Genomic DNA, 13,228 nt, shown 5'->3' with positions numbered 1-13,228 from the left:
GATCTGTGCAGGGCGCCCCCCGACTGCCGCAGGTGCCCCCCCCGCTGCGCCATATCGGCATCTATGGGTATCGCGCCGGCTTCCTGCGCGAATTCCCCACGCTCACGCCCGCGCCCATGGAAGAAGCCGAGGCGCTGGAGCAACTGCGCGCGCTCTGGCATGGCCACAGGATCGCCGTGCATGTCACCCCGCATGCTCCCGGGCCCGGCGTCGACACCCTGCAGGACCTGGAGCGCGTGCGCCGGATGTTCGTCTCCTGAAGACGGCGTGGCGCGCACGTCGCCACCCGAGCCGGCCACGCTTTGGTGCGTGCTATTCTTGGCGCCAACGAAGCGTCGCGGGACCGTAGGCAAGCCCTGTCCCAGTGACGCCACGAGGGATTACCAAATGCGAGGAGATTCATGAGACTGATTTTGTTGGGTGCCCCGGGCGCAGGCAAGGGAACGCAGGCCACATTCATTTGCCAGAAATACGGCATTCCGCAAATCTCCACGGGCGACATGCTGCGCGCTGCCGTCAAGGCAGGCACGCCACTTGGTCTGGCCGCGAAGAAAATCATGGACGAAGGCGGTTTGGTGTCGGACGACATCATCATCGGCCTGGTCAAGGATCGGTTGAAGGAACCGGATTGCGCCAAGGGATATCTGTTCGACGGTTTTCCACGCACGATTCCGCAAGCCGATGCAATGAAGGATGCGGGCGTCGCGATCGACTACGTGCTTGAAATCGATGTGCCGGATGAGGCCATCATTGAACGCATGAGCGGTCGTCGCGTGCATCCGACTTCCGGTCGTACCTACCACGTCAAGTTCAATCCGCCGAAAGCGGAAGGACGCGACGACGTCACTGGTGAAGAACTGATTCAGCGTGACGACGACAAGGAAGAAACGGTCAAGAAGCGTCTTTCCGTTTATCACGATCAAACGGAAGTGCTGGTCGATTACTACAACAAGTGGGCAGAATCCGGAAAACCCGGCGCACCGAAATACCGGAAGATCGCCGGTGTCGGACCGGTCGACCAGATTCGTGACAATGCCTTTGCGGCGTTGAAGGACTGAAGAAAAGAAGCGGACCATGTGTCCGCTTTTTTGTTGGCGGCTTGGAGCGTCTTGAGTCCGTCTTGTTTAAGCCGTCGTATCGCTATAGCATTAAACCAGCATCAAGCTCAGCCAGCCCTGGCACGCATAATAAAAAGGGCGACGGAAAGTTTTGCAGTACGCAGCACGGTGGACAACCCTTTAATGTCTGCCCGAATGTCGTAGTGGTCAATTCTTTGTCGTGATAACAAGAGGAGTCGATATGTCAATCAGCATATGGATCGTCATTGCGTGCGGTATTGTTGCAGTGGTTTACGGGCTGGCATCACGCAGCTGGATTCTCGAACAGGATGCCGGCAACGAGCGAATGCAGGACATTGCTGCCGCCATTCAGCAAGGTGCTGCCGCCTATCTCGCCAGGCAATACAGGACGATTGGCATCGTCGGCGTGGTTCTCTTTATCATTATCGCGTTCGTACTTGGATGGATCACGGCGATCGGCTTTCTGATCGGTGCGGTACTGTCCGGCGCGTGCGGTTTCATTGGCATGAATGTCTCGGTACGCGCGAACGTGCGCACCGCACAGGCAGCGACGAGGGGAATGAATGCGGCGCTTGATGTCGCATTCAAGGGGGGCGCGATTACCGGCATGCTGGTGGTCGGCCTCGGCTTGCTCGGCGTCGCACTCTTTTATCTCGCGCTGACGCTTTTTGCGAAACACAACGGTTATGTCGGCACCTTGCATGACGTGATTACGCCGTTGATCGGGCTGGCGTTCGGTGCTTCGCTGATCTCGATTTTTGCGCGACTCGGTGGCGGCATCTTTACCAAGGGTGCGGACGTTGGTGCCGATCTGGTCGGCAAGGTGGAGGCGGGAATTCCTGAAGACGACCCGCGCAATCCGGCCGTGATTGCAGATAACGTTGGCGACAACGTCGGCGACTGCGCAGGCATGGCCGCCGATCTGTTCGAAACCTATGTCGTCACCCTGATCGCCACGATGCTGCTCGGTACCCTGATGATGCGCGGCATCGAATTCGAGGCGGCCATCTATCCATTGCTCCTCGGCGCTGTTTCGATTCTTGCTTCCATTGTCGGTTGCGCTTTGGTGAAAGCGAAGGAAGGCAAGAAGATCATGTCGGCACTGTATGTCGGGCTGTGGTGGGCAGCCGGATTGTCGCTGGTCGGTTTTGCCATCGTCACCTGGTTCGTGATGCCGCGGGAATTGTTTGTCGCGATGTTCGGTTCCACTGTCGTCGGTATCGTGCTGACCGGATTGATGGTCTACATCACCGAGTACTACACCGGCACCGACTTCAAACCGGTGAAACACATCGCACAGGCATCGACGACCGGTCACGGTACCAACATCATCGCGGGCCTTGGCGTATCGATGCGCTCCACGTCCTATCCGGTTCTCGCCGTGTGTGCGGCCATCCTGGCTTCGTACTGGCTGGGAGGTTTGTATGGCATCGCAATTGCGGCGACAGCCATGCTGTCGATGGCAGGCATTATCGTTGCGCTCGATGCCTACGGTCCGATCACCGACAACGCCGGCGGTATCGCGGAGATGTCGGGCATGCCGGAATCGGTGCGGGCAATTACCGACCCGCTGGATGCGGTCGGCAATACGACGAAAGCCGTCACCAAGGGCTATGCAATCGGCTCTGCCGGACTCGCTGCGCTGGTTTTGTTCGCGGATTACACGCATGCGCTCGATTCGGTCGGCAAGGGCACGTTCTTCGACTTGTCGAATCCGCTTGTCATCATCGGCCTTTTCATCGGCGGCCTGATTCCCTATCTGTTCGGCGCAATGGCGATGGAGGCGGTCGGTCGTGCAGCCGGCGCCGTCGTGGTGGAAGTGCGTCGCCAGTTCCGCGACATCAAGGGCATCATGGATGGCAGCGGCAAGCCGGAATACGACAAGGCGGTCGACATGTTGACGACCGCCGCGATCAAGGAAATGGTGATTCCATCCTTGCTGCCGGTGGTGATCCCGATTCTGGTTGGCATGATTCTCGGCCCGGCGGCACTTGGCGGCTTGTTGATGGGCGCGATCGTCACCGGCATCTTCGTCGCGATTTCGATGACGACCGGCGGTGGCGCGTGGGACAACGCCAAGAAATACATCGAGGACGGCAATCACGGTGGCAAGGGTTCCGAGGCCCACAAGGCGGCAGTGACTGGCGATACGGTCGGTGATCCGTACAAGGACACGGCGGGCCCGGCAGTCAATCCTCTGATCAAGATCATCAACATCGTTGCGTTGCTGATTGTGCCGTTGCTGCCATCGGCCGGCATGGAAACTGCAGTCGGTCACGAAGAAGCCGCAGTGGTGATCGTTGCACCGGACAGCATGCGCGAACAGCAAAATACGGCGCCGATACAGGATGGCAGATGACAAGGTGATCAATCCAAAAAGATCGACACAAAGATAGATGGAAAAAAGGCAGCTTCGGCTGCCTTTTTAATTGGCATTACCGTCATCGTCGAGACGACTACAATTTTTCCGGCACGCTCGTCGATGTTCATCGCCACATGATCGACGTGCGCCATGCCGACATCGCGTTTACACTGCAGTGCGCCGCATCGTTACCGAGTTCTGCCTCCGGAGTCATCGCATGTTCAAGTCGACTGTCACGTTTTTTCTGTCTGCCATATTGCTTGGCGGCTTCGGCAATGTCATGGCAGATGCGCACGACGCTGCGTTGCTGGCACCGGAGCGCGGCAGTGGCTACAGCGCAAAGCCGGGCTGGACTGCAAAGAAGTTCATGGTGGTCGCAGCCAATCCACTTGCGGTCGACGCCGGCTATCAAATGTTGAAAAAGGGCGGTTCCGCGATCGACGCTGCGATTGCGACGCAAATGGTGTTGACGCTGGTCGAGCCGCAATCCTCGGGAATTGGCGGCGGCGCCTTTCTGCTGCATTTCGACGGCAAGACAGTCAAGGCCTTCGATGGACGCGAGACCGCACCAGCCGCTGCAACCGAAACATTGTTCCTGAATGCAGACGGCAAGCCGATGCCGTTCTTTGATGCCGTCGTCGGTGGCCGTTCGGTCGGCGTGCCGGGCGTGCTGCGCATGCTGGAGCTGGCGCATCTTCGGTACGGGAAATTGCCGTGGTCAACCTTGTTCGTGCCGGCGATACGTTTGGCGACCAACGGCTTTGCAGTCAGTCCGCGTCTCGCCATGCTGTTGCAGGACGAGCCGTATCTGAAGAAAGATCCGGCTGCCGCTGCGTATTTCTACGATCGCGAAGGACGCCCGCGCCCGACGGGGTATTTGCTGAAGAATCCGGCGTTGGCAAAGACCTTGAAGAATATTGCAGACAACGGAGCCGACGCTTTCTACAAAGGACAGATCGCACGCGATATCGTGAACAAGGTCGCGCATCATTCGACCAATCCGGGCAGCCTGAGCGTTGCCGACCTTGCGGGCTATCGCGCCAAGGTCCGTGAACCGGTATGCAGCGATTATCGTGTGTGGACGGTTTGCGGCATGCCGCCGCCATCGTCGGGTGGCATCGCAGTGGCACAAATGCTGGGTATTCTTGAAAATCGCAATATGCGTGCGCTGGTACCGACTGCAGACGGGTTGAGTGCAGAGGCCGTGCATCTTTTCGTGGAAGCAGGCCGGCTCGCTTATGCGGATCGCAATCGATATATCGCCGATACCGATTTTGTGCCGTTGCCCGGTAACAGCTTCGCGCCGCTGCTGGACAAGCCGTATCTTGCGCAGCGTGCCGCCTTGATTGGCGAACGGTCGATGAAGCATGCTCAGGCAGGCATACCACGGGACTGGCAAATCGCATGGGGCACGGATGCTTCGCCTGAGTTGCCTTCAACGTCGCATATGTCCATCGTGGATAAGAAGGGCAATGCGGTCGCCATGACCACCACCATCGAAAACGCCTTCGGCTCGCGGCAGATGGTGGACGGCTTTTTACTGAATAACGAACTGACCGATTTTTCCGCGATTGCTGTCGACGAGAATGGACCGGTTGCCAATCGCGTACAGCCCGGCAAGCGACCGCGCAGTTCGATGGCGCCGACTTTCGTTTTCGACAAGCGGGCAGATAAATTGTTATTGGTAATCGGCTCGCCGGGCGGTTCGTCGATCATCAACTATGTGGCAAAGGTATTGGTCGGCACGCTGGATTGGGGACTTGACATGCAGCAGGCGATCGATCTGCCGAATATCGGCAGTCGCAATGGACCGACCGAACTCGAACAGGGCCGTGTATCGTCGACGCTGGTCGATGCCTTGAAGGCACGCGGTCACGATGTCGTACTGGACGAACAGACGTCGGGTTTGCACGGCGTCATGCGGTCTCGAATGAATGGCGGGGACGTCTGGTTCGGCGGCGCCGATCCGCGTCGTGAAGGTATCGCCAAAGGCGATTGACGTCGTCGCAAGTGCAGAAAAACGTCCAGTGCGTAAAGGGCGGGGGCGAGGCTTGCCCGAAAAGGCAAACGCCTTAATAATGGACTGCATGCAAAATCGAAAAAAAATCGGGCTGATACTGACAGGTGGCGGCGCGCGGGCGGCGTACCAGGTCGGTGTCCTGCAAACGGTTTCCGCCATTCTGTGTGAAGCAGGATGGGCACCAGAGCGTAATCCGTACGACATCATCTGCGGCACATCTGCCGGCGCGATCAACGCCACGGCACTGGCCTGCAGTGCCGACGATTTCGGCAAAGGCCTCGGCAAGGTGGCGCACGTATGGGAAAACTTTACTGCCGAGCAGGTGTATCGCGCCGATTCACTCGGTGTGTTGCGGTCCGGCGCTCGCTGGCTGTCGTTGCTCTCATTTGGCTGGTTGATGCGCAAGTGGCACGCGCATCCGCCGGCTTCGCTGCTCGACAATACGCCGCTGGTCAGTCTGCTGAATCGCATGCTGAACCTGCCGCGACTGGATGCGGCGCTGATGGATGGCAAGCTGCACGCGCTGGCGGTGACCGCATCGTCGTATACAGCCGGTCAGCACATCACGTTCTATCAAAGTGAAGCCGATATCGAACCGTGGATACGTACGCAGCGCAGTGCCGTGCGCAGCCAGATCGGTATCGAACACTTGCTGGCATCGTCGGCGATTCCGTTGATTTTTCCTGCGACCCCGGTTTTCTGTGCCGGGCGGCGCGAATATTTCGGCGACGGTTCAATGCGGCAGTTGGCTCCAATTTCGCCGGCCATTCATCTCGGTGCAGACAAGGTACTGGTGATCGGTGCCGGCCGTTTGCTGGAACCGGCAATCGATTCGTCGGCTCATGCGCAATATCCCAGTCTGGCGCAGATCGCCGGTCATGCCATGTCCAGCATCTTCCTCGACAGCATCGCAGGCGATGTCGAACGCCTCAACCGCATCAACCAGACGCTGTCATTCCTGACACCGGAACAATTGGCTCGCACACCGTTGCGGCCGATCGAGATGCTGTCCATTTCTCCGTCGGAACGATTGGACACAATCGCCAGCCGTCATATCGGAAGTCTGCCGCGGCCGGTTCGCATGTTGCTGGCCGGAATCGGCGCGACCGAGGTACGCGGGGCGGCACTGGCGTCCTATCTATTGTTTGAAAAAAGCTATACATCAGAATTGATCGAACTCGGCCGCAAGGACGCGCTGGCGCACAAAACAGAAATACTTGCGTTTTTTGCACAGGGAGAAGAAAACGCTGCAGCGCCGGTATTGCGTGCAGCAGGTTGACCAGCGATAGCAGCATATTGCTTCGTGGGGAACAACACGTTACGCTCGCCAAGTGTGGCTGGATCGGCAAAAAATAGCCTATTTGCCAAGATATTCAAGAGGAATCCCGGTGAGAGCTAAATTTATCCCACGTTTTTTCCTGTTTTTCGCTACATTATTACTTTCTTATAACGTTTTTGCCTTCGATTCAGGTCATCTGGGCGTCATACAGGCGACGGAATTGCCGCCCGAGGCGCAGCAGACGATCAGGTTGATCCGCCAGGGCGGGCCGTTTCCTTATGAAAAGGACGGCGCGGTGTTCGGAAACTACGAAAAGGTTTTGCCGCAGCAAAAGCGCGGGTATTATCGCGAATTCACCGTGAAAACGCCGCGGGCGCGCAATCGTGGCGCCAGACGCATCGTGACAGGTGGCGAAAAGGGCAGGGCGAGCGAATACTATTACACCGCCGATCACTATAGAAGTTTCAAACGTGTCATAGAGTGAGCCATGGCTTTTTTGCCGATAAAAAATTGCCTGGAGGTAGAGGAATCAATGAGTTTGTTTAAAACCGTGCCGCCGAATGTAGTGCAATCGATCCGGGCTTTCCGTGTCGCCGATTTGCAGGCAGAGGCCGCGCAACTTGGACAGCATTTTTTGTATGCGCACTGTGCGCATGCAACGACCAAGCAGCAGGTTCTTGCCACCATCGCCGAAGCATTTCAGTTTCCCCGGCATTTCGGCAAGAATTTCGATGCGCTGTCCGACTGCCTGACCAGCCTGCCGCACAAGGCGGGGGTGCAGCCGGGATTTCTGGTGGTGCTGGAACAATTGCCGAACACGCCGAAATTCGACAAGGAAGCGCGCGAAACACTGCTCGACGTTTTCCGCGATGCAGCCGATTTTTGGGCCGAAAAGAAAATCGCCTTCCGCGTTTTTTACTCCTTCCAGTAATTCTTCCCAAGGCCGTCGATTACAGGCGGCTACTCTTTTTCGAACAATCCCTTTTGTGTGACTTGCCGGTTTTTTGCCGTCAGTTTGCAGATGTTCGCGCTATTTTGTGCGCCTCTACGCGTTTGCTGAATCCGTCCATGTGCCCGGTGCGGTACAATGCGCGCCATGAGAAAAATCGTCATTCTGATTTCCGGCCGCGGCAGCAATATGGAAGCCATCATCCGCGCCGCGCAGAATGAAAAATGGCCTGCCCGGATTGTCGCCGTTATCAGCAACAAGACGGATGCGCCGGGGCTGATCTTCGCGGCACAGCAGGGAATTCCTGCGGTCGTGGTTGCCAGCGGCGATTACGCCACGCGGGAAGCCTTCGATGCAGAACTGCAGCGTACGATCGATGGATTTTCGCCGGATTTGGTGGTTTTAGCTGGATTTATGCGAATTTTGACGACCGGTTTCGTTGCGCATTATGCGGGACGCATGCTGAACATTCATCCGTCGCTTTTGCCGAGCTTTGTCGGTTTGTCGACGCACCGGCAAGCGCTTGCCGCAGGCGTCAGGATTCACGGTGCCACCGTCCATTTTGTGACAGCCGAACTGGATCACGGGCCAATCGTGGCGCAGGCTGCCGTGCCGGTCATGCCGGACGATACAGAACAGATACTTGCCGCGCGCGTGCTAGAGCAGGAACACATTATTTATCCACGTGCGATTCGCTGGTTCATCGAAGACAGGTTATCGGTGAATGACGGAATTGTACGTATTGCAGCCGGTCAGGCTTGAACCTAGCCTGAACAAGAATACAGAAGAGAAGGAATTTCATGAGATTGCCTCCCGCGATCATTGGCAGCACCGAAGAAGTATTGCGCGAGATCCTGCGTTTTACCGCGCCTGCCGACGGCACATTGTCACGTTATTTCCGCGAACATCCAAGACTGGGTTCGCGCGAGCGCGGCGTGATTGCCGAAGCGATTTATGCCTTGTTGCGCAACAAGGCGGTCTATACCAATTTTTCCGAATCGGGCAGCGGTGCCGCGATGCGCCGCATGGCCTTGCTCGGTCTGGCCGACGCGGTCGGTGTGGAGTCACTGGGCGGCTTGACCGAAGAAGAAACGGCGTGGCTGGAGCGTGTGATGCAGATCGATCGATCGGTATTGCCGGCTGCATTGCGTGCCAATTTGCCGGAATGGCTGTTCGACAAACTGGTGGCGCGCGATGGCGAAGCGGCGACGCTAGAATTGGCGCACAGCATGAATCAACAGGCGCCCCTCGACTTGCGCGTGAATGCCGTCAAGGCTGCGCGTGATGATGTGATGACCGAACTGGCACAGGCACCGATCCTGTGTGAACCGACGCCGTTCGCGCCGCTCGGGATTCGCATCATCAAGAAGCCGGCGCTGCAGAATTTGCCATTGTTCAAGAATGGTTTGATTGAAGTGCAGGACGAAGGCAGCCAGTTGCTGTCGCAAATCGTCGGTGCGAAACGCGGCGAGATGGTGGTCGATTTTTGCGCGGGAGCGGGTGGCAAGACCTTGTCGCTCGGTGCGACCATGCGTAACACCGGCCGCTTGTATGCATTCGACATTTCCGACAAGCGGCTGGCGAAACTGAAACCGCGCTTGGCGCGCAGTGGTTTGTCGAATGTGCATCCGGTTCTGATCGCGCATGAAAACGATGCCAAGGTCAAACGTCTGGCAGGCAAGATCGATCGCGTGCTGGTCGATGCGCCGTGCAGCGGCTTGGGCACATTGCGTCGCAATCCGGACGTCAAATGGCGGCAGACGCCGCAGGGTTTGAGCGAGCTGAACGAAAAGCAGGCGTCGATCCTGACCGGCGCAGCGCGACTGGTGAAACCAGGCGGGCGGCTGGTCTACGCGACCTGCAGTATTCTGGACGAGGAAAACGAGGCCATCGTCGAGCAGTTTCTGGCGTCGCGTGATGACTTCGTTCTGGTGCCGATGAAAGACGTGCTGGCCGAGCAGAAGATTGAACTGGATATGGATGCGTATCTGAAGCTGTCGCCGCATCGCCACCACACTGACGGCTTTTTTGCTGCCGTACTGGAACGCAAAGCCAAAACGTAAAACAGAACGTCATCATGCGCGCGAATCTGCTTTCCACTCTCTGGACTGATCTGTCGACCGATCTTGGCAATCCCGGATTGCGCTGGCAGATCGTCGTACTGATCTTGAGCATCGCTCTTGGCTGGGCATTGTCGCGCATGGCGCGTGGCGTCCTCGCTTCGCAGGATGTGCAGGCAAATCGCATGCGGCGTCTGGGTGTGGAGAGTTTTACGCGTGTGTTGTGGCCGTTGTTGACATTGATGCTGATCGCGATTGCCAAACCTGTCTTGTCGCAATGGATTCCCAACGTCGACTTGCTGCGTATTGCGATGCCGCTGGTCGGTTCATTCGCGCTGATCCGCCTGGCTTTTTATGTAATGCGTCGCATCTTTGCGCGCAGCGGCAGAGTCGGCGGCTTCGTCGTGTTGTTCGAGAAGAGTTTCGCGTTGCTGGTGTGGATAGTGGTTGCCATGCACATCACGGGAGTGTTACCGGACCTGGTGGCATTTCTTGACGCGACCACGGTTCCCCTCGGCAAGAATCACGTGTCGGTGATGACGATATTGCAGGCAGCGATTTCCGTCGGCGTAACACTGATCGTCGCACTGTGGGTATCGGCGTTGCTGGAAGAGCGCCTGATGCGGCTGGACAACATGCATTCATCGATGCGGGTTGTCATGTCACGCATGGCACGAGCGGCACTGATACTGATTGCGTTGCTGGTCAGCTTGTCGATGGTCGGTATCGATCTGACCGTGCTGTCGGTATTCGGCGGCGCGCTTGGGGTTGGGTTGGGCCTGGGTTTGCAAAAGATTGCGAGCAGTTACGTATCCGGATTCATCATCCTGCTGGAGCGCAGTCTGTCAATCGGCGACATGGTATCGGTCGATCGCTTTTCCGGTCGGGTCGCACAGATCAATACGCGCTATACCGTCTTGCGTACCGGCGATGGTTCCAGCGCTGTCGTGCCGAATGAACTATTCGTTTCCGGATCCGTGCAGAATTTCTCGTTGATGGACAGCATCGTGCAGATGAATGCGACGATCACCGTCGATTACCGTACCGATATCGACCTTGCATTGCGTCTGCTGGAACAGGCGACGCAAAATCATCCGCGTATTCGCCGTGACAACGATCGAATACCGACAGCGTTGATGATGGGCTTCGGCGCGGACGGCATTAATCTGCAACTGAATTTCTGGGTTGGTGAAAACGAGCGCGGCGGCGTGCTTTCCGATGTCAATCGTGCAATCTGGAATCTGTTTCAAGAGCATAAAATCAACGTTCCTTTCCCGCAACGCGAAATCAGGTTGGCGGACGAACAATATGGCGCAATAAAACAGCATCTAAATACGCAACAGCCTGATTTAAAAGCCGATTTAAGGCCCTGAAGAGGTACAATTCGTCTCGGGTTTTTCGATGTTTTTTCTCGATATGCCCTCGTATTCAGTCAATGCACCCCCATTTAAGCGCCATGCCAATTGGCGCTTGCAACGGAGACATAATGATAGACGCAGTACTCGATTTTCTTTCTAACGGCCTGACCGGCGCGACTGGTTGGGAAGTGTTCTTTTACACGCTCGCCGTGACGCACGTCACGATCGCGGCTGTCACGATTTATCTGCATCGTTCGCAGGCTCATCGCGGACTGGACTTGCATCCGATTGCAAGCCACTTCTTCCGCTTCTGGCTGTGGATGACGACCGGCATGGTCACCAAGGAATGGGTCGCGATCCATCGCAAGCATCACGCCAAATGCGAAACCGAGGAAGATCCGCACAGCCCGGTGACGCGCGGTATCAAGAAAGTGTTCTTCGAAGGCGCCGAACTCTATCGTGCCGAAGCGAAGAACAAGGAAACGATGGAGAAATACGGTTACGGCACGCCGGACGACTGGATCGAGCGCACCGTGTATACGCCGTTCAGTGCACGCGGCATCGTTCTCATGCTGTTCATTAACGTCATGTTGTTCGGTGTGGTCGGCGTATCGGTGTGGGCGGTACAGATGGCATGGATTCCAATCACCGCTGCGGGCATCATCAACGGCATCGGCCACTATTGGGGATATCGCAATTACGAATGCAATGATGCAGCGACCAACATCTTCCCGATCGGCATCATCATCGGCGGTGAGGAACTGCACAATAACCATCACACCTACGGCACGTCCGCCAAGCTGTCGTCGAAATGGTATGAGTTCGACATCGGCTGGATGTATATCCGCATGATGGAATTCGTCGGTCTCGCAAAGGTCAAGAAAGTTGCGCCGGAGCCGAAGTTCGAACACGGTAAGTTGCACCTGGATTTCAACACGTTGCAATCGGTCATCGCCAATCGCTACGACGTGACGGCCAAATATGCCAAATCGCTGAAGAAGATCTGGCGTGAAGAACGCGAGCATCTGAAGGAAAAAGCAAAGCTGGAATCCGGCTATCTGCGTTCGGCACGCAAGTTGTTGCATCGTGAGCCGACCCAATTGCAAGAGCCGCACAAGGAGCAATTGACGACGCTGTTTGCGCACAGCAAGCCGCTGCAGACGATGCACGAAATGCGTGTCGAACTCGGCGCGATCTGGGAGCGTTCGCATGCGACACGCGACCAGTTGCTGCACCAGTTGCAGGATTGGTGCGCACGTGCGGAAGCATCCGGTATTACAGCGCTGCGCGAGTTTTCACTGCGACTGCGCAGCTATGCCTGATTCGGATGCATGATTGAGAAAAGCCCGGCTTGCCGGGCTTTTTTATTGCAGCTGCGATTGTTCCGGTATCTGATTGGCGACGTCAGGCATCAATCTGTTGCAATCATTTTCGGGAATTCGGCTGGCGGACCATCAATTGTGCGACGGCTTTTTCATCAGCATTGCCCGTGTTGAGACCGGCGATGACGCTACGCCGATCGGCTTCGCTCCGGTTTTGATTCAGCTTCCATTTGCCGGCGAGGTGCGAAATCCGTATTTCCAGCCCCACGATGTGCGACAGCCTTTCGTCGATATACGAAGCGGGTGCATCGCCCATCTTCCACGGGACCTCTCTTTGCTTCTCGAATTTGCCGGTCAGGCGGGAAACCAGTCCGCGCACCCAGCGGACGTCATCGTGGACAGTTACTTGCCCCGAAACATGGACGGCGGCGTAGTTGTAGGTAGGTACAACCATGTGCGTTTCCTGCTTCGAGGCGTACAGGCTTGGTGAAATATAAGCGCTGGGCCCTTGGAAAATAACCAGGCTATCCGTCGTCAATGACGGCGCGTGCTGCCAGACGGGATTGGATCGTGCGACATGGCAAAGCAGGCTGCCATGTGTGCCTTGACTTCGATCCAGTTCAAATGGAAGGTGATTCGCTTCGATACCGTCGGGCGAGGCCGTAACAAGAATACCGAATGGCGAATGTTCGATGAGCGCGTAGAGCGCTTCAAGATCGGTTTGCTCGAAGTGTTTGGGTAGGTACATGGTCGTGTTTTGCAAATAATTCCATGCATCATATAAGGCAACACACCCGAT

Annotated in this window: 13 protein-coding genes; 11 read left to right on the top strand and 2 right to left on the bottom strand. The window is 56.8% G+C overall.

All coding sequences use genetic code 11. The features are described from left to right. The 3 genes from VN114_RS03140 to VN114_RS03130 form a co-directional block, all read left to right on the top strand. On the top strand, positions 1 to 260 hold a 260-nt coding region (locus VN114_RS03140), incomplete at its 5' end, for a cytidylyltransferase domain-containing protein (protein ID WP_414694185.1). A 141-nt stretch (positions 261 to 401) separates the two neighbouring features. After that, on the top strand, positions 402 to 1,058 hold the full coding sequence (gene adk, locus VN114_RS03135) for an adenylate kinase (protein ID WP_325511898.1): 657 nt from the start codon (positions 402 to 404) through the stop codon (positions 1,056 to 1,058). Positions 1,059 to 1,299: 241 nt separating this feature from the next. Further along, a complete protein-coding gene (locus tag VN114_RS03130; RefSeq protein ID WP_325511897.1) occupies positions 1,300 to 3,438 on the top strand; it encodes a sodium-translocating pyrophosphatase in 2,139 nt (712 codons plus the stop codon). 8 nt (positions 3,439 to 3,446) lie between these two features. Here the strand turns inward: VN114_RS03130 and VN114_RS03125 are convergent, their stop codons facing one another. Further along, a complete protein-coding gene (locus VN114_RS03125; RefSeq protein ID WP_325511895.1) occupies positions 3,447 to 3,593 on the bottom strand; it encodes a hypothetical protein in 147 nt (48 codons plus the stop codon). Between the two features lie 65 nt (positions 3,594 to 3,658). On the opposite strand from VN114_RS03125, the gene ggt reads away from it, so the two are divergent. The 8 genes from ggt (at position 3,659) to VN114_RS03085 (ending at position 12,429) form a co-directional block, all read left to right on the top strand. Then, complete coding sequence (gene ggt, locus VN114_RS03120) at positions 3,659 to 5,440, top strand: gamma-glutamyltransferase (RefSeq protein WP_325511893.1); 1,782 nt, start codon at positions 3,659 to 3,661, stop codon at positions 5,438 to 5,440. An 88-nt stretch (positions 5,441 to 5,528) separates the two neighbouring features. Next, positions 5,529 to 6,740, top strand: coding sequence for a patatin-like phospholipase family protein (locus VN114_RS03115; RefSeq protein ID WP_325511891.1), 1,212 nt, complete (start codon positions 5,529 to 5,531; stop codon positions 6,738 to 6,740). 109 nt (positions 6,741 to 6,849) lie between these two features. Next, on the top strand, positions 6,850 to 7,224 hold the full coding sequence (locus VN114_RS03110) for a ribonuclease domain-containing protein (RefSeq protein ID WP_325511889.1): 375 nt from the start codon (positions 6,850 to 6,852) through the stop codon (positions 7,222 to 7,224). A gap of 48 nt (positions 7,225 to 7,272) precedes the next feature. Beyond that, positions 7,273 to 7,671 (top strand): barstar family protein, encoded by a 399-nt coding sequence (locus VN114_RS03105; RefSeq protein ID WP_325511887.1) that lies wholly within the window; start codon positions 7,273 to 7,275, stop codon positions 7,669 to 7,671. A gap of 165 nt (positions 7,672 to 7,836) precedes the next feature. Continuing rightward, the gene (gene purN, locus VN114_RS03100) at positions 7,837 to 8,451 is read left to right on the top strand and encodes a phosphoribosylglycinamide formyltransferase (RefSeq protein WP_325511885.1); all 615 of its coding nucleotides are present in this window, start codon (positions 7,837 to 7,839) and stop codon (positions 8,449 to 8,451) included. 38 nt (positions 8,452 to 8,489) lie between these two features. Continuing rightward, positions 8,490 to 9,752 (top strand): RsmB/NOP family class I SAM-dependent RNA methyltransferase, encoded by a 1,263-nt coding sequence (locus VN114_RS03095; RefSeq protein ID WP_325511883.1) that lies wholly within the window; start codon positions 8,490 to 8,492, stop codon positions 9,750 to 9,752. Between the two features lie 14 nt (positions 9,753 to 9,766). Further along, complete coding sequence (locus tag VN114_RS03090; RefSeq protein WP_325511881.1) at positions 9,767 to 11,122, top strand: mechanosensitive ion channel family protein; 1,356 nt, start codon at positions 9,767 to 9,769, stop codon at positions 11,120 to 11,122. A gap of 113 nt (positions 11,123 to 11,235) precedes the next feature. Continuing rightward, positions 11,236 to 12,429 carry a DesA family fatty acid desaturase gene (locus VN114_RS03085; RefSeq protein WP_325511879.1) on the top strand — a complete coding sequence of 398 codons (1,194 nt, stop codon included), beginning with the start codon at positions 11,236 to 11,238 and terminating at the stop codon, positions 12,427 to 12,429. A gap of 103 nt (positions 12,430 to 12,532) precedes the next feature. Here the strand turns inward: VN114_RS03085 and VN114_RS03080 are convergent. After that, a partial coding sequence (locus VN114_RS03080) for an FMN-binding negative transcriptional regulator (protein ID WP_325511877.1) occupies positions 12,533 to 13,228 on the bottom strand: 696 nt, incomplete at its 5' end.

Origin of the sequence: Oxalicibacterium sp., from assembly GCF_035565035.1 — a bacterium.
In the GTDB taxonomy this organism is placed as follows: domain Bacteria; phylum Pseudomonadota; class Gammaproteobacteria; order Burkholderiales; family Burkholderiaceae_D; genus Oxalicibacterium.
This window is presented reverse-complemented; position numbering and strand designations above follow the sequence as displayed.

What these genes read in the sequence shown, in the direction of transcription:
- adk (WP_325511898.1), top strand. Translation starts at nt 402, where the DNA reads ATGAGACTGATTTTGTTGGGTGCCCCGGGCGCAGGCAAGGGAACGCAG.
- VN114_RS03130 (WP_325511897.1), top strand. Translation starts at nt 1,300, where the DNA reads ATGTCAATCAGCATATGGATCGTCATTGCGTGCGGTATTGTTGCAGTG.
- VN114_RS03125 (WP_325511895.1), bottom strand. Translation starts at nt 3,593, where the DNA reads ATGGCGCACGTCGATCATGTGGCGATGAACATCGACGAGCGTGCCGGA.
- ggt (WP_325511893.1), top strand. Translation starts at nt 3,659, where the DNA reads ATGTTCAAGTCGACTGTCACGTTTTTTCTGTCTGCCATATTGCTTGGC.
- VN114_RS03115 (WP_325511891.1), top strand. Translation starts at nt 5,529, where the DNA reads ATGCAAAATCGAAAAAAAATCGGGCTGATACTGACAGGTGGCGGCGCG.
- VN114_RS03105 (WP_325511887.1), top strand. Translation starts at nt 7,273, where the DNA reads ATGAGTTTGTTTAAAACCGTGCCGCCGAATGTAGTGCAATCGATCCGG.
- purN (WP_325511885.1), top strand. Translation starts at nt 7,837, where the DNA reads ATGAGAAAAATCGTCATTCTGATTTCCGGCCGCGGCAGCAATATGGAA.
- VN114_RS03095 (WP_325511883.1), top strand. Translation starts at nt 8,490, where the DNA reads ATGAGATTGCCTCCCGCGATCATTGGCAGCACCGAAGAAGTATTGCGC.
- VN114_RS03090 (WP_325511881.1), top strand. Translation starts at nt 9,767, where the DNA reads ATGCGCGCGAATCTGCTTTCCACTCTCTGGACTGATCTGTCGACCGAT.
- VN114_RS03085 (WP_325511879.1), top strand. Translation starts at nt 11,236, where the DNA reads ATGATAGACGCAGTACTCGATTTTCTTTCTAACGGCCTGACCGGCGCG.